Here is a 20994-nt window from a genome sequence, read left to right on the forward strand (position 1 = left end):
ATCGTTCGTTATATCGAACGTTCTATATAACGAACAGCGGCCTGTCAATGATGCGGTATCTCGCGTGCCGCTTTCTTCTGTGCGAGGAGATCGCATAATGGAGAGCGGCTGAATCGTCATGCTCGGGGTGGAGGCCGATGCCGCCGCGAGCCTGTCTTCTCTCAACGTGATGGAGCCACCATGAGTTATCTGCCCTCGGAGCATCGCTATGAGCGCATGTCGTATCACCGCTGCGGACGCAGTGGCCTGAAGCTGCCGGCCATATCGCTTGGCCTGTGGCAGAATTTCGGCGAGAACGCCAATCCCGACAATGCCCGGGCAATCTGCCGCACCGCCTTCGATCACGGCATCACCCATTTCGATCTGGCCAACAACTACGGGCCGCCGCCGGGCAGTGCCGAGGAACTGTTCGGCCGCATCCTCAAGCGGGATTTCGCCGGCTATCGTGATGAGCTGGTGATCTCGACCAAGGCGGGATACCGAATGCACCCCGGGCCCTATGGCGAGTGGGGGAGTCGCAAGTACTTGCTCTCCAGCCTCGACCGGAGCCTCGAACGGCTGGGCATCGACTGCGTCGACATCTTCTATTCGCACCGTTTCGACCCGGAGACGCCGCTCGAGGAGACCATGATGGCCCTCGACCAGGCGGTGCGTCAGGGCAAGGCGCTGTATGCGGGCATTTCTTCCTACAACGCCCAACGTACCCGCGAGGCCATCGAGATCCTGGACTCCCTGGGCACCCCCTGCCTGATCCACCAGCCCAGCTATTCGATGCTCAATCGCTGGGTCGAGGACGACGGTCTGCTGGATACCCTCGATGAACTCGGTACCGGCTCGATCGTCTTTTCCCCGCTGGCCCAGGGGCTGCTGACCGACAAGTACCTGGCGGGCGTGCCCGACGACAGCCGAGCCTCGCGGGGCGCGACCCTCAAGGATTCGCACCTGTCCGAGGAGAACCTGGCGCATGTGCGGGCCCTGAACGAGATCGCCCGGCAACGCGGCCAGAGCCTGGCGCAGATGGCCATTGCCTGGGTGCTGAGGGGCGGTCGGGTGACCTCGGCATTGATCGGTGCCAGCCGTCCGGAGCAGGTCGTCGACTGCCTGGGGGCCCTGGAGCGGCGGGACTTCACCGACGAGGAGCTGCGCGAGATCGATCGCCACGCCGTGGAAGGCGGCATCAATCTGTGGGCCGCCTCGGCGGAGCGCTGATCAAGCGAAAAACGCGGGAGGGATGCCATGGCCCGAGCGCGCGGGCCATGGCAGTGCGTGTGCTCAGTCGCCGTCGAGATCGGCGTCCTTGGCGCGGCAGGCCGCCGCGGTGAACAGCACGTCGGTGGAGGAGTTGAGGGCCGTCTCGGTGGAGTCCTGCACCACGCTGATCACGAAGCCGATCGCTACCACCTGCATGGCCACGTCGGTGGAGATGCCGAACAGGCTCGCGGCCATGGGAATCAGCAGCAACGAGCCGCCGGCCACCCCGGAGACCCCACAGGCCGCCAGGGCGGAGACGATGCACAGCAGCAGCGCAGTCAAAAAGTCGACGCCGATGCCCAGGGTATGAGCGGCGGAGAGCGTGATCACCGTGATGGTGATGGCGGCGCCGCACATGTTGATGGTCGCGCCTAGCGGGATCGAGATGGAGTAGGTGTCGGCGTGCAGCTTGAGGCGTCGGCATAGCTCCAGATTGATCGGAATGTTGGCCGCCGAACTGCGCGTGAAGAAGGCGGTGATGGCACTGCCGCGCAGGCAGGCGAAGACCAGCGGGTAGGGATTGCGGCCCGTCTTCCAGAAGACGATCAACGGGTTGGTGACCAGGGCGACGAACAGCATGCAGCCGATGATCACCAGCAGCAGATGGGCGTAGTCGAGCAGGGCGCCCATGCCGGCCTCGGCCAGGGTGCCGGCGACCAGCCCGAAGATGCCCAGCGGGGCGAAGCGAATCACGACCTTGACGATCCGCGACACGGCATCGGAGAGATCGCCCATCAGGGTCCGCGTGGTGTCGCTGGCGTGGCGCAGCATGACGCCAAGGCCGATGGCCCAGGCCAGGATGGCGATGAAGTTGGCCTCCATCAGCGCACTGACCGGGTTGGCGACCGCGTTCATCAGCAGGTTCCGGAGAATCTCCACGACGCCCCCCGGCGGATTGCCGCTGACCTCGGGGGCGTCCAGGGCCAGTGTCGTGGGGAAGGCGAAGCTTGCCACCACGGCGACCAGGGCGGCCACCAGGGTGCCGATCAGATAGAGCACCAGCACCGAACGGGTATGGGTCGGCTGGCCTCGCTGGTGGCCGGCGATGGCGGCCGCCACGAGGATGAATACCAGGATCGGGGCGACTGCTTTCAGCGCGGAAATGAACAGCTGGCCAAGCAGCGAGACCGACTGGGCCGTTTCCGGTGACAGGGTGGCGAGCAGGATGCCGCAGGCGATGCCGATGGCGATCTGGGGAATCAGGCCCAGTCGCCGTATGGGACGGCTCAGGGCATTGACGGTTGCGATCATGAAAGGTCTCTCGGGCGCTTCGGGCTGGATTGAATGGGCAGAAACCACGATGGCGGGCTGGCCGGGTCGGCACGGGCGCGACATTGGAGAGGAGACCAGTAACACGTGCCGTGCCGGAGCCGATGATCGGGCTTCTGCAAAGTGCGCGGGAGTCTAACATTCTCTGCTCTGGCAGGTGGTGCGACTTTCGTTTGTCATGGAGGCAGAAAAAAACGCTGTCTTTGTGTCGTTTGAGAGACCGTCCGCTAGAGGTGTGCCGGGTGGTGAGAGGATGGGCGGCCATCAGCACTGTTGTGGTCGAGAGTCCCGTAACCACAAGGCCGAGAGCAGGGCTAGCGTCAGGATGCCGGCGCCGGCGACTATGGCCGAGAGGTTCATGCCGGCGATGAAGGCCTGTCTGGCCTGGATGAGCACCTCTGGCGGTAAACGCGAGGCAATGGAGGACGCCCCCCAGAGGCCATCTTCCAGCTTGAGAATCAGGTCGGGGGACAGGCCACTCGGGAGATGGGGAATGAGCTGCAGCCGATACACCAGGGTGGTCAGGCTTCCCAGGATGGCGACCCCAAGGGCGACGCCCAGTTCCTGTACCGTTTCCGACATCGCCGAGGCTGCCCCGGCCATTTCCGCTGGCGCCGAGCCCACGACCAGGTCCGTGCCGAGTGCGGCGATGGCACCGAGTCCCAGATAGACCAGCGAAAAGCCGGCCACCACCGTCATGACCTCGGTGGGGCCGTCGACGCTGGCGAGCAGCAGGTAACCCAGGGTGGAAACGGTCAGCGTGCCGGCGACGACCAGGCCGGGAGGGAAGCGGCGCACCAGGAGGGGAGCCGTGATGGCGGCGACGAACATCGCCAGGGCGGGAGGCGCCATCCACATCCCCGCTGCCAGTGGGGGAAGACCGGCGACCAGCTGCAGGTATTGGGTGACCAGCAGCATGATGCCACCGACGCTGATGAGCCCGATGAGCAGGATGCCCAGTGCCGCATTGAAGGCCGGGCTGTGAAACAGGCGCATGTCGAGCAGTGGCGTGGTGAGCCTGTGCTGGCGACGGACGAAGCGGAAGCCGAACGTCACGCCCGCCAGCAGCGCGACTACCCCACCGAATGTGACGCCCTGGTCGGCCAGGTGCTTGAGGGCATAGATGGTCGGCAGGATGGCGGCCAGCGACAGGGCGACGCTGCCGAGATCGAACCGGCCACTATGTGGCGCCTTGAACTCCGGGAGGCAGAAGGGAGCGGCCAGCAGCAGAATGCCGACCACCGGTAGCGCGACCAGGAAGGCGGCTCCCCACCAGAACTGGGCCAGCAGCGCTCCACCCACCAGTGGCCCGGCGACCATTCCCGATGAGAAGGCCGTGGCCCAGACACCGATGGCCAGCGCACGCTGCTGGGCATCGACGAACATGTTGGTGATCAGCGCGAGGGTCGAAGGCATCAGGGTGGCGCCGGCGATGCCCAGCAAGGCACGGGCGGCGATGAGCATGCCCGGGCTGGTAGCGTAGGCGGCGAGCACGGACACGATGCCGAATGCGGTGGCGCCTATCATCAAAAGCCTGCGTCGACCGATGCGGTCTCCCAGCGTTCCCATGGTGATCAGGAAACCGGCAATGAGGAAACCATAGGCATCCATGATCCACAGCGCCTGGGTATTGGTGGGCTGGAGGTCCGCGGCCAGGGCGGGAAGCACCAGATAGAGCAGGGTAACGTCCAGGCCAAGCAGCGCCGTCGGCAGTGCGAGTACGGCAAGCCCGATCCACTCCTGTAGACGGGCCCTGGGAGATGCGATGGTCTTCATCGAATGCCTCCTGCCCGGCGCGGGCCGGACATGTTGAGATGTTGGCATGCTGGCGCTTTCCCGGCAGGCCCTGGTCGAGGGAAGCCGTCGCCGCAGGACAAGAGTCTCGAGGCATTTTTATAGGGTTACAATTTAAGTGTTTATGCTGTTACTAAAAGTGATGGCCTGATCGGCGGAAGCACGCTGCGAGAACCAAGGCACGAGGCCGTCATCGGGGGCACAGGACCGGGATCGAACTGGATAGACGAGGCCCGGAACGCGAGGAGACACCATGGAGGCAGGCGGCCTGCCCAGCATTTCGATGCGAACCTGGAAGATCGCTGCCGTGACCGGAGCCGGGGCCTTCATGGCGATGCTCGATACCACGGTGGCCAATCTTGCCATCGCGGCCATCCGACGCGACTTCGCTGTGTCGCTGGCCATGGTGCAGTGGGTGGCGACCGGGTATCTGGTCGCTCTGGCGGTCTCGCTACCGGTGGCCGGCTGGCTGGGGAGTCGACATGGTTACGGGCGTCTCTGGGGAGCCGCCATGATCCTGTTCCTCCTCAGCTCCGTGGGTTGTGCCCTGGCGCCCGATATCTGGAGCCTGATCGGGGCCCGGCTCATGCAAGGGCTGGCGGCCGGTGTGATGGTACCCGCCGGGCAAGCCGTTGTCGGTTCGGTCGCCAGTGCTCGGCAACTCGGCCGACTGATGGGGACCCTGGGGCTGGTCGTCGCCTTGGGGCCCGCCATTGGCCCTGGACTCGGCGGCCTGATGCTCGAAGTGGTCTCGTGGCGCTGGCTGTTCTGGATCAACGTGCCCGTGGGTTTCCTGGCGTTGGTGGCCGCTCGGCACCTGGTGCCCCGAGGGGATACGACACATGCCCGCCCCCTGGATGGTGCCGGACTGCTGCTGATCGGGGCCGGCCTGCCGACGATGCTTTATGGCGCGGCACGGCTGGGCACGCAAGGTGCCGGGCTGGTGTCACTCTGCATCGTGTTGCTGGGGGGCGTCATGGTGGCGACTTTCGGCTGGCGCGCCGGATATCTGCGCCATCCTCTGATCGATGTGCGCCTGCTGCATGCCAGGCGCTTCGCCGCCGCGACGCTGACCACTGGCCTGGCCGGCGCCAACCTGTATGCCGGCCTGTTGGTGCTGCCGTTGTACCTGCAAGTCGCTGCCGCCCAGGGGGCAGCCGGCACTGGCGTGCAACTCTTGGCGATGGGGCTGGGGAGTGCCCTGATGCTGCCCCTGGCCGGTGCGCTCACCGATCGCCTTGATGCGCCGCGTGTGGCGATGGGAGGTGCCGCGCTGCTGGCGCTGTCGACCTTGCCGCTGGCGCTGGGGGTGTCGCTCGAGGGGGGAGGTCTGGCAATGTTACTGGCCGTTCGTGGTGCCGGACTGGCGCTGGCCCAGATGCCCGCGATGACGGCCGCTTACGCCTCGGCAACCCAGGCGCAGATGGGGGATGCCACGACGATCGTCAACGTCGTCCAGCGTGTCGGTGGCGCCCTGGGCGCCATTGCCGTCGTGATTATCCTGTCCCGGGGAAGCGGCCGATCAGGCGATGATGCCCACGATGTGGCCTTCGCGATGCTCACCTTGCTGGCGGTCGCCACACTCGCCTCGGCGGCACTGATGCGTGATCGCTCACGACGCCACTGAGCATCGGCGGTCGCGGGACATGATGCGACAAGGCACCGCGTCAGATAGCGCCCCTCGCTCTCGCTGGCTGCGCTATCATGTCGCGTCGCTCCAGCCCGCTTTCATGTGTATCGCCCATGTTGCATCGTTTCCAGCACCATCGCTCCCGTCTGGCTGCGCGTTTCGCGCTGCTGGCGATGCTGTTGCTGGTCACCGGCCCACTGATCGGGCAGGTGAGTGCGGCCAGCAGTGAGGTTCATGCCGGGCACACCACGGAGACCTCGCCACGCACGGCGATGGCGGCGTCGAGCGAGACCGGCCATCATGACGCGGAGCCCCACGCGGCGGTGTTCTGCTGGCAGGCTCAATGCGGCTACTGCTCGCTCTTCCAGCAGATGCCCGTGCTCATGGCGATGCTGCCGCATGTCGTTCCGGTGGCGTCGCATGCCATCATGGCCCCCGTGGTCGCCACGCGCACGGCGCATGGCGGGCCGGCCGTCTTTCCCCAGGCATTGACCCGGGCCCCTCCGATCTTTCCTCTCTGATCGACCGACACCATACCGCGCGCCGCACCGTCGTCCGATGGTGAGGTGCCCGTGCATCAAGCCTGTCGCGAGGCGTTATTCGAACATTGCCCCGGCAGGCGACAAGGTTTTCCGTCTTTCGAGGGACCCATGAGTCATAAATCCAACGACGTCTATCGTGCCGTCTGGCGCTGGCATTTCTATGCGGGCCTTATCGCCATTCCCTTCCTGATAACCCTGGCGGTGACCGGTGCGCTTTACCTGTTCAAGGATGAGATCGACCACTGGCTGCATGCCGACCTGATGCGGGTCCAGGCGCAGGAGAGTGTCATGGTTTCGCCGCAGGCGCAGCGAGACGCGGCCCTGGCATCGGTCGAAGGCGAGGCGTTCCGCTATGTGCCGTCGTCCGGTGCGGAACGGGCCAGCGAGATCGACGTACGCCGCCCGGATGGCGCCAGGGTCGCCGTGTTCGTCGATCCCTACAGCGGTGAGGTGACAGGCGACATGCCCTATCAGGGCAGCGTGATGTGGACGATTCGCCAACTGCACAGCCTCAATTTCTTCGGCGCCAATGCCAGCATGATCATCGAGATCGTCGCCGGCTGGTCGATCCTGCTGGTACTGACCGGCCTTTACCTGTGGTGGCCGAGGGGACGTCGCGGGGGCGTGATGTCGGTGCGTGGACGGCCGCGCAAGCGAGTGTTCTGGCGCGACCTGCATGCCGTGACCGGGCTCTTCGTCGGTGGCTTCCTCCTGTTTCTGGCCGTCACCGGGATGCCCTGGTCGACGGTGTGGGGCAGCAAGGTCAACGAGCTGGCCAATGGGCACAACTTCGGCTATCCCGACGGGGTACGCGTCAATGTGCCGATGTCCGAGGAGCGCCTGGCGGAGAATACCGAGACCTCATGGTCGCTGGAGCAGGCGCAACTGCCGGCCTCGGCCGATTCTCCGGCACCTTCCATCGGGCTCGACCGGGCCGTGGCCGCCTTCGACGCCCTCGGGCTGGCACCGGGATACGCGGTCAGCCTGCCCAGCGGGCCGAATGGCGTCTATACCGGCTCCATCTATCCAGACGACCTGAGCCATCAGCGAGTCGTGCATCTCGACCAGTACAGCGGCGAGCCGCTGCTGGACATGAGTTATGCCGACTATGGCCCCCTGGGACGAGGTCTCGAATGGGGCGTCAACGTACACCTGGGCCAACAGTACGGCCTGGCCAACCAGCTCATCCTGGCCCTGGCCTGCGCCGGCATCGTGCTGCTGTGCGTGTCCTCGGGCGTGATGTGGTGGAAGCGTCGCCCCACCGGGCGTCTTGGTGTGCCGCCGGAACCCGACGATCCGAAGCGACTGCGCGGCGTGCTGGCGCTGCTCGCCATCGGCGGGGTGATCTTCCCGCTGGTCGGCGCCTCGATGATCGTCATGGCCGTAGTGGACGGCCTGGTCAGGCAGCGAAAGAGGCAGCGGGTGCCGATTTGAGTCGATTTCGACTCGAAAAGCCGTCAAGAGCGTCATTTCTCTTGGCGGATTTTTTGTAACTTATTGACATTAAAGAACTTTATTTAAGTGGCATGGAGTGTGCTTGATGATCCACCGGCATACGACCGGAGATCATGATGCAACCAACGACAACCACATCGACACGGATCGATATCAACGCCGAGCGACTCTGGCGCTCGTTGATGGACATGGCGGCGATTGGCCCCTCGCCGAACGGAGGGAGCCGTCGTCTCGCCCTTACCGAGGAAGACGTGGCCGGGCGACGTCAGTTTCGGCAGTGGGCCGAGGATCTGGACTGTCATTGTCGTCTCGATGAAGCGGGCAACCTGTTCGTGCGACGCGAGGGGCAGGACGCGAGTCTTGCGCCGGTCGCCTTCGGCAGCCATCTAGATACTCAACCCCTGGGCGGTCGTTTCGACGGTGTGCTGGGGGTTCTGGCCGGGCTGGAGGTCCTGCGCAGTCTGCACGAGCACGACATCCAGACGCGACGCCCCCTGGAGCTGGTGGTCTGGACCAACGAGGAGGGCAGTCGTTTCGCGCCAGCCATGGGCGGAAGCGGCGTCTATGCCGGGCGGCTCGAGTCCTCCGCCTTCTTCGGAGCGACGGATGCCGATGGCACGAGTCTGGCAGACGCGCTCGAGGAGAGCGGCCAGCGTGGCGACCTGCCACTCGGCACGCCGGCGTTGGATGCCTACTTCGAACTGCATATCGAGCAGGGTCCCGTGCTCGAACAGAGTGGCGAGTCCCTGGGCGTGGTGACCGGAGTACAGGGCATTCGCTGGTATGACGTGTGCTTCACGGGGCAGTCGGCCCATGCCGGGCCAACCCCGATGTCCCACCGGCGTGATCCGTTGCTGGCAGCGGCCGATGGTCTCGTGGCGATGCGTGATGACGTCGAAGCCGATCCATCCGGTAACGCTCGCCTGACGATCGGCGAGCTGAATGTGGTGGAGCCTTCCCGCAACGTGATACCCGGCGAGATCCATCTGGCGGTCGACCTGCGCCACGTCGACGACGCCAGGCTCGATGACCTCGAGTCAGCCTTGCACCGACGGCTCGGTGCAGCCGCCGCCAAGGCCGGCGTATCGGTCGACATCGAGCGACGCTGGCGGTCCCCGGTGACGCCTTTCGACCCAGACCTGATCGCCTCGCTGGATGCCGCCGCTCGAGAGCGGGGCATGATGGTTCCCCTCATGATGAGCGGTGCCGGGCATGATGCCGTAAATGTTTCTCATGTTGCGCCCACGGTCATGCTGTTCATTCCCTGCCGCGACGGCATCAGTCACAACGAGGCCGAATACGCCGAGCCCGAGCACTGTGCCTTGGGGGCTCAGGTACTTTGCGATGCAATCCTCGATCGGGCGAATCACGGCTGAATCGAAAGGGAATCACTAGTGAATCGATAACGACTCGGGAGACGATGAGCATGTCCTTGCCAGATGAAATTCGCGCCTTTATTCGAGCGCATCGCGATGATTACACGGGCCTGCTTCAGGATTGGGTGCGTGATGCCACCTTGTCCGGACAGGAGGCGACGCATCAGGCCAAGATACGCGATCTCTACCAGTCGCTGGGCCTCGATACGGACTACTGGGAAGTGGATGTCGAGGCGTTGCGCGATAACCCATTGTTCAATAGCCATCGTGACGATTTTTCCGGAAGCCCCAATGTGGTGGGGACGTGGAAAGGGAGCGGGGGCGGACGTTCGCTGATTCTCAATGGGCACGTGGATGTCGTGCCCGAGGGCGACCATGCGCAATGGGAACAACATCCTTATTCGGGCGAGATCATCGACGGCTGTCTATATGGTCGCGGCGTGACCGATATGAAGGGCGGTAATCTGGCGTCCTTCATCGCGGTGGCCACGCTCAAGTCACTTGGCGTGAGGCTCAAGGGCGACGTCATTCTGCAGAGCGTGATCGAAGAGGAGGCCGGAGGCGCTGGCACCCTGGCGGCGCTGGAGCGTGGCTATCGAGCCGACGCGGCGCTGATTCCTGAGCCCAGCGAGCAGATGATCTTTCCTCGTCAGCAGGGATCCCGCTGGTTTCGACTCAAGGTTGTCGGCATCAAGGCGCACGGCGGAACACGCTACGAGGGCGTCAGCGCCCTTGAAAAGGCGATGACGGTACTCAAGGCACTGCAGGCGCTCGAAAAACGACGTAACGATGAACTGGAGGACCCGCTCTACGATGGGGTGCCGATTCCGTTGCCGATCAATGTCGGTCGCATTGCCGGTGGAGACTGGCCCTCCAGCGTTCCCGACGAGATCACCCTGGAAGGGCGGGTCGGCGTTGGCCCCGGCGAGACCGTGGCCGACGCCCAGCGTGATGTCGAGTCGACCCTGGCCGCCTTGGCGGAATGCGATCCCTGGTTTGGCGAGCACCCGGTGGACATCGAGTGGTTCGGCGCCTGTTGGCAGCCCGGGGGAATTGCGACGGACGATCCACTCCTGGACATGCTGTCCACGTCCTATCGCGAGGTTCATGGCGAAGCGCCACGCATTCAGGCTTCGCCATGGGGGACAGACGGAGGACTGATGACGCAGTACGGCATCCCGGCACTGGTGTTCGGCCCCGGCATCACCCGTCTGGCGCATTTTCCCAATGAGCACATACGTCTGGACGATGTCTTCGATGTCGCCGAGATCATCGCTCTGACCGTGCTGCATTGGTGCGGGCACGACGATTGACGTTAGCAGCATGCCCCGACAACAAGCCACCCATGAAGACAAACGACAAAAGGTGAAAGCGTGAATTTCAATCCTCATCTGCTGCTGCTGTTCGGCAACGCCTTTCTGACCACGGCGCTGTCGGTTGCCATCGTGGCCTGGATACTGATCCGAGAATACCGGCCGACGGTCAAGCGGTTGTCCCGGGAAAACGAGGCATCGAGGGAATCGGCGTCGCATGACCGGGATGTCGATGCCTTGCCGCATCGCGAATGACCAAGACTTCCAATAATAGGATACATCGCTATGACACTGTGGATCTTTTGCCTGGTGCTGACTGCCTACGTGGTGGTGGCGGCATCCCTGGCACGTTTCATCAAGAACAAGGATGACTTCTACGTCATGGGCCAGCAGGGCTCGACCCTGTTGATTGTCGGTACCCTGGCGGCCACTTTCCTGAGCGCCGTGACCCTGATGGGCATTGCCGGAATCTCATACAGCGAAGGGCCGCTGGTGATCGGCGCCCTGGGGTCGTTCGGTGCCTGGATCGGCACCTTGATCGCGGTGGTGTTCATCGGCCGCAAGCTCAAGGCCATGGGCTGCCGCACAATGATGGATTTCTTCGACAACCGCTTCGACAACAAATGGGTCAGTGTGGTGGCTCTGGTGCTGATGGTCATCGGCCTGCTGGGCTACGGCATCATCCAGTTGATCGGCGCCGGTCTGGTGCTGGCCGAGATCATCGATATTCCCTTTCCGGTGATCATCGTTGCCTTCACCCTGGCATTGCTGGTGTTCTGCAGCCTGTCGGGAATGTATGGCGTCGTCTATACCGACACCATGATGTTCTTCACCATGCTGGCGATCGCCTTTCTGATTGCTCCCATGCTGATCGATGATGCCGGTTTCGAGACAATGCGGGGTCTCAGCGAGAAGTTGCCCGGTTTCTGGACGCTGGGAGGGGCGAACGACCGCCCTCTGGGCTGGTCAATCTCCCAGTTTCTGGTGTGGATCCTGTTCTTCGCCTGTACGCCGGCGCTGGTGTCGCGTGTCTTTCCCGCCAAGAATGACTTCGTGATTCTCAAGGTTGCAGTCATCGGGGTCTTCTTCGCGCCGGCCATGCAATTGCTGGTCTTCCTGGCAGCAGGGGCGATGCAGGTGCTGGACCCGGGAATCGAACCGGCGGACCGTGCCATGGTGGTCGGTTTCATGGAACACACCAACCCGGCCCTTGCGGGCGTCGGACTGGCAGGGCTGATGGCTTCCATCATGTCGACGGCCTCGACGCTGTTCGTGTTGACCGGGTTTGCTCTGGCGCGGGATCTGTACGAGAAGCTGTTCGATCGCCAGGTGAGCGAACGCCGAGGCGTCATGCTGGGGAGGATCTCCCAGGCGCTGGTCGCAATCGTCGTCTGCGTGGTGGCGATCTCGCGCCCGGCGGGCATCTACTGGATCTCCATCTATGCCGGGGCGATCTTTGCCGTTGCCTGGCTGCCGACTATCGTCGCGGCCCTGAAGTGGCGTCGAATGAGCGCTCAGGCGGCACTGGCCTGCATGCTGGTCGGATCGATCAGTTTCATCGTCGTCGGTGAGCTGCAGCGCCATGACTGGATCAGCCTGCCCGCGCACGTCGACAACCTGATGATTGCTATCGTGCTCGGTACCCTTGCGTTGATCGTCGTGGGCCTGTGGTGCCGTCCCTCCGAGCACGAGGTTGCAAGCTTCGATGCCTTGCGCGCCCAGCGTCTCTCCGACTCCACTATGCGTGACTTCCTCGCCCGTGAAGGTGGTGCACGACAATTGGTGCGCGAGTATCGGCGGGTATGGGGCATCATGGTGTTGTTCGTGCTGATCGCCCTTGCCCTGTGGGGCTATCTGTTCGTCAAGTTGGGGCTCTGAGAGCGCTGGACAGGGTAGGAAGGCCGACGGAAGATGGGCGCCACGCCCATTTTCCGTCCCGGAACACCACGATGCCCGCCGAGCGATTTCCCATGCAGGATCAGTTACTGTCGATTCTCAATGCTCTGGAGGACGGGATCTTCATCACCGACCTCATGGGGCGACCGTTGTGGGTGAACCGGGCCAGTCTCGATCAACTGGAATGCAGCGAGCAGCACCTTTTCGCGAGCGATGTGTATCGCCTGGAAGAAGAAGGCGTCTTCTCGCCCTCGGTTACCCGCTTCGTCATCGATGAGCGTCGGCCAGTGAGCGTCGTGCATCGCTATCGCGGCAAGGATTATCTGGTCAATGGTCGGCTCTTCTCGCTCTATGGGAAAGAGCCGGACGCCGTGCTGGTGCAGACTCGAAATCTCGGGGAGGATGTGCTCACCACGCGTGCGCCGGATGAGACGCAGGCCCTGCTGGATTACGCGCTGCGTCAACTGCGAAAGGCTCGTCAGGAGCAGGTGCGTCCCCTCGACAAGGATGCAAGGCTCAGTCGGAGCCCCGCTTATCGGCGTTGTCTCGATCTGATCGAGCGGGCCGCCGCTACCGATACCACGGTGCTGTTGACCGGTGAGACCGGGGTGGGCAAGAGCTGGCTTGTCAGTCGTCTGCATCAGTTGAGTGCGCGGCACGAACATCCGCTGATCCACGTCAATTGCGCGGCCATTCCCGAGGCGTTGCTCGAGGCCGAGCTCTTCGGACACGTGAAGGGAGCCTTCACCGGCGCGAGTCGAGAGGGGCGGGAGGGTTACGTGGCGCTGGCAGAGGGAGGCACCCTGTTTCTCGACGAGATCGGTGATCTTCCGGCTATCCTGCAGCCCAAACTGCTGCAGTTGTTGCAGGAGCGTGTCTACCATCCCTTGGGTGGCAAGCCCACTCAGGCCGAAGTCCGGATTGTGGCCGCCACCAATGCCGACCTGGCTGAGAAAGTTCGCGAGGGCAGCTTTCGCTCCGACCTCTACTATCGGCTCAACATCATTCCCGTTCGGGTCCCACCGTTACGTGAGCGGCGCGAAGATATTCTGGCGCTGGCGCGTCATCTCATGGTGCGTGTCGGGGAGCGTCAGCAGCGGCCGATGCAACTGGATCGCAGTGCTCTGCGAGCCCTGTTGAAGTATTCCTGGCCGGGCAACGTGCGCGAGTTGGAGAACCTGCTGGAGCGCATGACGGTGGTGTGTGATGCGACGCTGATTACCGCCGACGATCTGGACCTCGAGGAATCGAACGAGCAGCCGTCGTCACCCGTGCCGGACAAGGGGCTGCCCGATGGCGAGACCTTGCCCGAACGGCTGGCTGCGCTGGAGCGACGCCTCGTTATCGAGACGCTGGAGCAAGAGGGCAGCACGCGTCGTACCGCCCGGACGCTCGGTGTTTCCCAGTCGTGGTTGATGCGGCGTATCAGACGCTATGGCATTGAACGTTAGCCGGTTTGGAGCATGACGTATCGGCCGACGGCTGCGCGCGCCGGCCGTCTCGTCTTACCCGCCCCGTGGGGCGAGCAGGATGACACCGGCGCCGGCCAGGCAGAGCGCGGCGCCGAACAGGTCCCAGCGATCGGGGAGGCGCTGTTCGACCAGCCATAGCCAGCCCAGCGAGGCGACGATGTAGATGCCGCCGTAAGCCGCGTAGGCGCGGCCGGCATAGTCGGCGTCGCTCAGGCTGAGCAGCCAGGCGAACAGGATCAGGCTGGCCACGCCGGGCAGCAACCAGAGGATGGACTTGTCGAGCCGCCACCAGGCCCAGACGCTGAAGCAACCGGCGATCTCGGCCAGGGCGGCGGCGAGGTAGATGGCCAGGGTCGTCATGGGCCTAGCTGCCTGTCGCCGTGTCCTGGCCGCAGGACATGCACTCCATGGCGATCACGAGGCGAGGCGAACCGCCACGGCGTCGAGGAAGCCCTGCATGTCGACCACGGTTTCCTTGTCCGGCTCGGTGGTCTTGCCCTTGAGGTCGCCGGTGACGATGCCGTCGCCGATGGTGTCGATCAGCGCCGCCTTGAGGCGGGTGGCGTAATCGCCGAGTTCGGCGTTGCTCTCGCGTTCCGCCAGGGTCTCCAGGGCGTTGCCCACGGCGTAGATCAGCGCGGAGGAGTTGAAGTGTGCCTCCTTGCCGTCACTCTCGAGGTACTTGAGGTAGAGGTCGTGGGCGGTGCCGTGGGGCGCCTCGAACAGCATGGTGCCGTTCTTGCTCTCGATGATCGAGCTGGCGGTGGCCAGGCTACCGCCGAGCGCGGCGGAGATGTCCGAGAAGATATCGCCGTCCAGGTTCTGCGCCGGGTAGAGGGCGTTTCTGGGCGGGTCGGTGATCATCTTGATCAGCTGGCTGGAGGGCCGCATGATCATGAACGACGGCGGCGGGGTATCGGCCTTGGCGAGTTCACGACGCGCCTCGGTGATGACGTCGCTGAACACTTCGTCGTAATCCATGTACTCGCGCTTGAGGCCGAAATAGACCTCCTTGTCCTTGCGCGAGGCGTCGCGGAACACTTGCAGCACCCAGTCCTTGATCGCCGCGCGGTCGTTGGACATCAGCAGGATGGGATCGCCCTTGTTCACGCGACGGGCGTGCTTCTCCTCGCCGTCGACCACTACCTTGAGGATGCCGTCCTCATTGGCCGGGGCGTTGTAGCTGCCGTACTGGTCTCCGCCGCCGGCGCTCATCCGCGAGATTGACACCTGGGCCTTGCGCTCGGGGATGCCGTAGCGTTTGAGTTGCTCGACCAGCTTGTAGAGCTTGCGTCCGGTGTTGTTGTCCGGCACGCCCCACAGCGCCCGTTCGGGTGGGTTGGCGACCAGCCGCGCAGCCTGGGCGTCGATCAGCTCGTAATGGTACTCGAGCCCCAGTTCCTCGGCCCTGGCCTGGTAATCGGCCCGGAAGATGTCTTCGATGGCGGCGCGCATCACGCCGTCATAGCCGGCGATCACGGTGTCCTTGAGGCCCAGGTAGATGTCGCGCTTCTCGTCGAGGGCACGCTGGAAGAAGCGGTGGGCCCAGGCCTCGACGTCCTCCAGGTCATTGGTGGCCAGCAGCCAGGGATCGCCCTTGTTGACCTCGCGGCGGTGCAGCTCGATCGGGTCGCCGCTCTGTCCGACGAACAGCAGTTTGACCACCCCGGTGGCATCGGACAGGGCGTTGTAGCTGTCCTTGGTGCCGCCGTGCTCCATGGTCTCGACCTCGATGTCGCGGCCGATCCACGCCGGCCGCTCGACCTGAAGGTTGCGGAACTCGATGTCCTCGCGGGTGATGTTGCCGCCGATGCCCTTACGGATGGCACCGTTGGGCGACTTGGTGGCCAGCGGATGGAGGCTGGCGCGATCCAGTGTCGAATGCTCGGCCAGCAGGGCATCGAGCTGTTCGCGGTTGACCGTCATGCCGGCGTTCTTGACACCCACACCATGGCGATTGAGGGCCTCGATGGCATCGGTCACCGCCTGGCCGTTGGTGGAAAGGCGGTTTTCCGCGGTCAGGTCGATCTCGACCAGATCGATGTCCAGCGGGGTGGTCACGAAGGTCTCGAGGATGCGTTCGAAGGCTACCTGGGCCATCTCGTCGCCGTGCAGGATGACAAGCGGGGAGGCCACGTTGATCTTTCTGCTCATTGCGCGTCTCGTATTGCGATGGGGGTTGGCGTCTTGCGTCAGCCGATCGGCGTGTGGGCCGGGACTTTCGTCATCCCGGCCTGGTCGTCGCGAAGCGGCGGTTCATCCACTCGGTGACGCGCCGTCGATGACAGGGCCTGGCCTGGGCCGGTGACGCCAAGTGCATTACAGGGTAGGGCGTCGGTGGCCCGCGGGCAAAGCGCGCCTCGCTTCAGTCACCCCCATTATACTCGCCATGGCCCTCGGGGTCGTCGGCCCAACGCTCATCGGGGTGCACTTCATTGGCCGGCAAGACGGGATCGTAGCCTTCGGCTCGTAACGCTTCGATGACATCCCGGGTGTGCTCGCGGCCGAGGGTCTCCAGGGTGGCCTCGACCTCGGTGGCGCGCAGCGAGAGATCGGTGAAGGTACGCTGGTGGGCGATGGTGATGACATTGGCGCGTTGCTCGGCGAGCAGGTTGGTGAGTTCGGAAAGGGCGCCGGGGACATCGGAGATGCCGACCCGCACCCGCACGATGCGGCCGGTGCGCACCAGGCCACGCTGGATCACCGACGACAGGGCCAGCATGTCGATGTTGCCACCGCACAGCACCAGCCCCACCTTGCGACCCCGGTAGCGCTCGGGTTCGGTGAGCAGGGCGGCGAGACCTGCGGCGCCGGCACCTTCGGCGACGGTCTTCTCGATTTCCAGCAGCATCAGGATGGCGCGCTCGATCTCCGGTTCGTCCACCAGGGTGATGTCGCTGACCAGCTCGCGCACCAGCTCCCGGGTCAGCTCGCCCGGCTGCTTGACGGCGATGCCTTCGGCCAGGGTGGCCAGGCCGCAATGGACCGGCTCGCCGGCCAGGGCCTGCTTCATGGCCGGAAAGCGCTGGGTCTGAACCCCCACCACCTCGATGTCGGGGCGCAGTGCCTTGGCGGCCACGGCATTGCCGCTGATCAGGCCGCCGCCACCGATCGGGACCACCAGGCTGTCCAGGTCGGGCACGTCCTCGAGCATTTCCAGGGCGATGGTGCCCTGGCCGGCGATGATGTGTTCGTCATCGTAGGGGTGGACGAAGACCAGGTCGCGTTCTGTGGCCAGGCGTTGCGCATAAGCGCCGGCGTCGTCGACGCCATTGCCTTCCAGATGGACTTCGGCACCGAAGTTGCGGGTATTGCGGACCTTGAGGTTGGGCGTGTGGCGCGGCATGACGATGGTGGCGTGGATGCCCAGTCGAGCGGCGTGATAGGCCACCGCCTGGGCGTGATTACCCGCCGACATCGCAATGACGCCCCGGCGACGCTCGTCCTCGGAGAGCTGCAGCAGGCGATTCAGGGCGCCGCGTTCCTTGAAGGCGGCGGTGAACTGGTGATTCTCGAACTTGATGTAGAGCTCGCAGCCGGTCAGCTTCGAGAGAGTGGCCGAGTGCAGGCAGGGCGTGCGTACGAGGTGCTCCTGGGTGCGCTCGGCGGCGCGTTGGACGTCATCCAGATTGACGGTCATGCGGTGGGTTCTCCAGATAGTCGGTCATGGCGTCGGGGTTTCATCAGGCATCCTTTCAGCGGGCATCGGGGGCCTCGCTGTCGAGGTGGCGCACATGGTGGGCCAGTTCGGCGACATGCGCGTCTTTTACGTCGAGCGCGCGCAGGGCCTCGTCCAGATTCAGCAGGTAGTCGCGATTGGGGCCGCTGGGCCCGCGTGCCGCGGCGATCTGCCGGGCGATCGCTTCCGCCGGCGCCTCGCCGAGATAGGCGGCGTTGTCCTCGGTGGCGATATAGACCAGCCCCTGGGCCGTGTCGCCGTCCGCGAAGCGCAGGGTGACGACCTCACGCAGATAGCCGTTCTTCTCGCGGACATCGAGAGGACCGAGGATGTCCGGCGTGATGCGGTAGGCCATGCCATGACAGATGGCGCCGGAGGCGGGCAGCAGGGTCGCGACCCGACCCGGTGCCGTCGGCGTGCCACGATGATCGTGGGAGCCCTGCCAGAAACGTCGCGTCCAGCCCCGAATGTGGGCCGGGCGGCGTTCCAGGTAGTCGAAGCCGGCCTTCCAGATCAACGAGCCGTAGCCGAACAGCCAGATGGATTCGTGATCGTTGAAGTGGGTCATGCGTCGGTTCTGCTGGGTGGTGTCGAGAGCCATGTCGAGTGTCGCGTCGATGCCGGAGAGGCGTGCCCAACATGTTGGACACGATGGGAGTCCATCATGCGATGTTCATGAGCACTTGTCGAAAGAGAAACATAAGGTATTCAATAAACCGGATTTATTGTATACAAAAATGGAAAGCGTAGAATGAAGAAGGTTCGGTGATGATACCGACCACGACATGACAATCATGACAATGGGGGAGAGACGATGAGCTTTCAGGTTTACTTGTCCGGCGAGATTCATACCGACTGGCGTGACGAGATTCGTCGCGGTGTCGAGGCGGCCGGGCTGGATGTGGTGCTGACCTCGCCGGTGACCAACCATGACGCCAGCGATGCTGCCGGCGACCATCTCGGCGAGGAGCGCGAGGGGTTCTGGCGCGATCACCGCTCCTCCAAGGTCAACGCCATTCGTACCCGCACGTTGATCGCCGCCAGCGACCTGGTCGTGGTGCGCTTCGGTGACAAGTACAAGCAGTGGAACGCCGCCTTCGATGCCGGCTACTGCGCGGCACTGGGCAAGCCCTATGTGACCCTGCACAGCGAAGAGATCGTTCACCCGCTCAAGGAAGTCGACGCCGAGGCCATGGCCTGGGCCCGCTCGACGGACCAGGTGGTGAAGATCCTCGAGCACGTGCTGCGCCAGGCCTGAGCGATCGGCATCGGGGCCGGCGCTATGCGTCGTTCCGGGGGGCCGGGAAGCGTACATCGAAGCCCCGGGCATCGAGTTGTCGGATCTCCTCGGGACGTCCCTGCTCGTCCAGCACGACCAGGCCGATGCCGGTGCCGTTCCACAGGCGTTCGCCGGCCTCGGCGCGATCCGGGTCGCGAGGTCGGATACGCATGGGCCGCCGCTTGGTGAACCAGTTGAGCGGCGAACGTGGTGCGTAGAGCCAGCGGTTGGCCCGGTCGAAGACGTCCAGCAGGGTATCGGGGAAGGTGTTCTTCACGCCGCTGGAGGTGATCTGCCAGATCTTCGAGCCCTGCCGGCGATGGCGAAGCTCGATATCATAGGCGAAGGAGTAGTGCACATCGCCCGAGAGAACCACGTAGTGGCCGGGAGTGCGCGAGTGGCGGAAGATGTTGAGCATCACGCTGGCCGCGCCGCGATGGGCCATCCAGTTCTCGGCGTCCACCAGTAGCGGTTTGCCGGCCAGGGTGAAGAGTTTCTGGACGACCTCGATGAGCTTGACGCCGAACATCGGTGTCGGCGAGACGATCACCACCGAGGGGGCGTCGAGCATCTGCTGTTGCAGCTCGGAGAGCGCCTCCCAGTCCATGAGCCCGGAGGGGCGTCCGAGTTTTCGCTCGCTGCGCCAACGGCGGGTACGGGTATCCAGCACCAACAGCGTCGGGGTGCCGGGGACCTGGTATTCCCAGCCCTCGAAGCGTTTCAGGTCGTGCAGGAAGGCGTCGTGGAGCTCGGCGGGCAGCCAGCCATCTTCTCGTGCGGCGGTCTCGAGCAGTGTCGCGGCGGCTTCCATGGGCTCGGCCAGACGGTCCGAGTCATTGCCCCAGCCCTGGCAGAGCAGATAGCCCATCAAGGCGTTGCCAATGATGCGTCGCGAGAAGGGATGCCCGTAGGCGGTCTCTTCCCAGGCGGCGGTCAGGTTCCAGTCGTCGGTGACGTCATGATCGTCGAAGATCATCAGGCTCGGCAGGTGGGCCATCAGGCGTGCCACGGCAGGCAAGTCGTCGACGAACCCTTCGATGATGCCCCGCTCTGCCTCGAACGTCTCGACATTGGCCTCGTCGAGGGAGGGGCGCGTCATCTCCACCAGGCGCCAGGGCGTGGGCGACCAGGCCAGCAGGTACATGGCGATGATCTCGCCGAAGCTGATCAGATGGTTGTAGGCATTGGCCGAGGTGAAGATCGGCTTTTTCGCGCCGCCGAAGAAGCGCTTGCGCAGCTCGTTGCTTTCGGTGATATCCGGCAGCAGGGCGTCGCGATGGTAATAGGAGGCCTCGCTGGTATAGAGGGCCCGACTATCGGCCACGGTGGCGCCTTCGAGGGGTTCGTCGAACAACCCCAGGCGCTGGATCAACTGGTGAATCGCCACGAGCATGGGGCCGGCCACATCGTCGGCATAGACCTGGTCGCCGGTCATCAGCAACCAGGCGGGCCATTGCCGGGTGTCATCACGTCGTTCGGCGAGCCAGGCGTCGGCGCGGGCCAAGCCGTCCGGGCCATCGTGATGCGGGCGGCGACAGGAGCCGTGGAGCAGCCGGCGCTGGGTGGAGGCGAGCACGAAGCCGGGGCGCCGGGCGCCTTCGTGGAGCAGGTGGGGCGCCCAGTCGGCGATGCCGCCCTCGTCGGCGAGGCGCAGATCGTAATCGATGCGCACGTCCTGTGGCAGCGGGGTGCCCAGTGAGACGTCGATCAGATGCAGATAGGCATGGCGCCCCAGCGGCAGACAGCGCACTCGCTTGTCGTTGAGGGCGAGGCGACGCGGGGGCTGGCCCTCGGGCTGCAGGATCAACTGCAGCTCGAGAGGACGGCTGCCGACCAGCCAGAACAGCAGTCGCTCGCTCGACAGGCGTCTCAGCAGAGGGCCGGCCAGTACGGAAGGCAGGGGCTGGGATGCGTCTCCCGCTGTGGTCATGTCGATTCCCTTCTTGCCATGGGCGCCGCTCGGTCGTGACCGGGGCCTGTTGATCCATGACAAGCATACCACTCCGGCAAGGTATCGCGAGGGGCACGCTCGCCGGGA

At 64.4% G+C, this 20994-nt stretch carries 17 protein-coding genes; 10 read left to right on the plus strand and 7 right to left on the minus strand.

All coding sequences use genetic code 11. The features are described 5' to 3' along the window. The first annotated feature begins 180 nt into the window (after window positions 1–180). A complete protein-coding gene (mgrA, locus tag LU493_RS01980) occupies window positions 181–1209 on the plus strand; it encodes an L-glyceraldehyde 3-phosphate reductase (RefSeq protein WP_275286101.1) in 1029 nt (342 codons plus the stop codon). Window positions 1210–1272: 63 nt separating this feature from the next. Here the strand turns inward: mgrA and sstT are convergent, their stop codons facing one another. After that, on the minus strand, window positions 1273–2502 hold the full coding sequence (sstT, locus tag LU493_RS01985; RefSeq protein ID WP_275286102.1) for a serine/threonine transporter SstT: 1230 nt from the start codon (window positions 2500–2502) through the stop codon (window positions 1273–1275). A 282-nt stretch (window positions 2503–2784) separates the two neighbouring features. Continuing rightward, window positions 2785–4296: an MFS transporter gene (locus tag LU493_RS01990; RefSeq protein ID WP_275286103.1), complete on the minus strand. Its 1512-nt coding sequence runs from the start codon at window positions 4294–4296 to the stop codon at window positions 2785–2787. A 271-nt stretch (window positions 4297–4567) separates the two neighbouring features. Here LU493_RS01990 and LU493_RS01995 point away from each other — a divergent pair, with 271 nt between their 5' ends. The 8 genes from LU493_RS01995 (at window position 4568) to LU493_RS02030 (ending at window position 13977) form a co-directional block, all read left to right on the plus strand. Beyond that, complete coding sequence (locus LU493_RS01995; RefSeq protein ID WP_275286104.1) at window positions 4568–5941, plus strand: DHA2 family efflux MFS transporter permease subunit; 1374 nt, start codon at window positions 4568–4570, stop codon at window positions 5939–5941. A 116-nt stretch (window positions 5942–6057) separates the two neighbouring features. Further along, the gene (locus LU493_RS02000; RefSeq protein ID WP_275286105.1) at window positions 6058–6465 is read left to right on the plus strand and encodes a DUF2946 domain-containing protein; all 408 of its coding nucleotides are present in this window, start codon (window positions 6058–6060) and stop codon (window positions 6463–6465) included. A gap of 129 nt (window positions 6466–6594) precedes the next feature. After that, window positions 6595–7920, plus strand: coding sequence for a PepSY-associated TM helix domain-containing protein (locus tag LU493_RS02005; RefSeq protein ID WP_275286106.1), 1326 nt, complete (start codon window positions 6595–6597; stop codon window positions 7918–7920). A gap of 137 nt (window positions 7921–8057) precedes the next feature. After that, window positions 8058–9317 carry a M20 family metallo-hydrolase gene (locus LU493_RS02010; RefSeq protein WP_275286107.1) on the plus strand — a complete coding sequence of 420 codons (1260 nt, stop codon included), beginning with the start codon at window positions 8058–8060 and terminating at the stop codon, window positions 9315–9317. Window positions 9318–9367: 50 nt separating this feature from the next. Then, the gene (locus LU493_RS02015; RefSeq protein WP_275286108.1) at window positions 9368–10630 is read left to right on the plus strand and encodes a peptidase; all 1263 of its coding nucleotides are present in this window, start codon (window positions 9368–9370) and stop codon (window positions 10628–10630) included. Window positions 10631–10690: 60 nt separating this feature from the next. Further along, the gene (locus LU493_RS02020) at window positions 10691–10885 is read left to right on the plus strand and encodes a hypothetical protein (protein WP_275286109.1); all 195 of its coding nucleotides are present in this window, start codon (window positions 10691–10693) and stop codon (window positions 10883–10885) included. 30 nt (window positions 10886–10915) lie between these two features. Then, window positions 10916–12508 carry a sodium:solute symporter family protein gene (locus LU493_RS02025; protein WP_275286110.1) on the plus strand — a complete coding sequence of 531 codons (1593 nt, stop codon included), beginning with the start codon at window positions 10916–10918 and terminating at the stop codon, window positions 12506–12508. A 92-nt stretch (window positions 12509–12600) separates the two neighbouring features. Then, window positions 12601–13977, plus strand: coding sequence for a sigma-54 interaction domain-containing protein (locus tag LU493_RS02030; protein ID WP_275286111.1), 1377 nt, complete (start codon window positions 12601–12603; stop codon window positions 13975–13977). 54 nt (window positions 13978–14031) lie between these two features. Here the strand turns inward: LU493_RS02030 and LU493_RS02035 are convergent, their stop codons facing one another. From LU493_RS02035 to LU493_RS02050, 4 genes are all read right to left on the minus strand, one after another. Next, window positions 14032–14358 (minus strand): YnfA family protein, encoded by a 327-nt coding sequence (locus LU493_RS02035; RefSeq protein WP_275286112.1) that lies wholly within the window; start codon window positions 14356–14358, stop codon window positions 14032–14034. A 54-nt stretch (window positions 14359–14412) separates the two neighbouring features. Then, the gene (locus LU493_RS02040) at window positions 14413–16152 is read right to left on the minus strand and encodes an isocitrate/isopropylmalate family dehydrogenase (protein ID WP_275286113.1); all 1740 of its coding nucleotides are present in this window, start codon (window positions 16150–16152) and stop codon (window positions 14413–14415) included. A 211-nt stretch (window positions 16153–16363) separates the two neighbouring features. After that, window positions 16364–17638 carry a threonine ammonia-lyase gene (locus LU493_RS02045; RefSeq protein ID WP_275286114.1) on the minus strand — a complete coding sequence of 425 codons (1275 nt, stop codon included), beginning with the start codon at window positions 17636–17638 and terminating at the stop codon, window positions 16364–16366. Window positions 17639–17693: 55 nt separating this feature from the next. Continuing rightward, entirely contained in the window at window positions 17694–18278 is a 585-nt protein-coding gene (locus LU493_RS02050) for a gamma-glutamylcyclotransferase (RefSeq protein WP_275286115.1), read from the minus strand. Between the two features lie 213 nt (window positions 18279–18491). Here LU493_RS02050 and LU493_RS02055 point away from each other — a divergent pair, with 213 nt between their 5' ends. Next, window positions 18492–18935 (plus strand): YtoQ family protein, encoded by a 444-nt coding sequence (locus LU493_RS02055; RefSeq protein ID WP_275286116.1) that lies wholly within the window; start codon window positions 18492–18494, stop codon window positions 18933–18935. Window positions 18936–18957: 22 nt separating this feature from the next. On the opposite strand, the gene LU493_RS02060 is transcribed toward LU493_RS02055, so the two are convergent. Then, window positions 18958–20886 carry an alkaline phosphatase family protein gene (locus LU493_RS02060; protein ID WP_275286117.1) on the minus strand — a complete coding sequence of 643 codons (1929 nt, stop codon included), beginning with the start codon at window positions 20884–20886 and terminating at the stop codon, window positions 18958–18960. Window positions 20887–20994: the final 108 nt, after the last annotated feature.

This window comes from Halomonas elongata (assembly GCF_029081005.1).
Taxonomy (GTDB): domain Bacteria; phylum Pseudomonadota; class Gammaproteobacteria; order Pseudomonadales; family Halomonadaceae; genus Halomonas; species Halomonas elongata_B.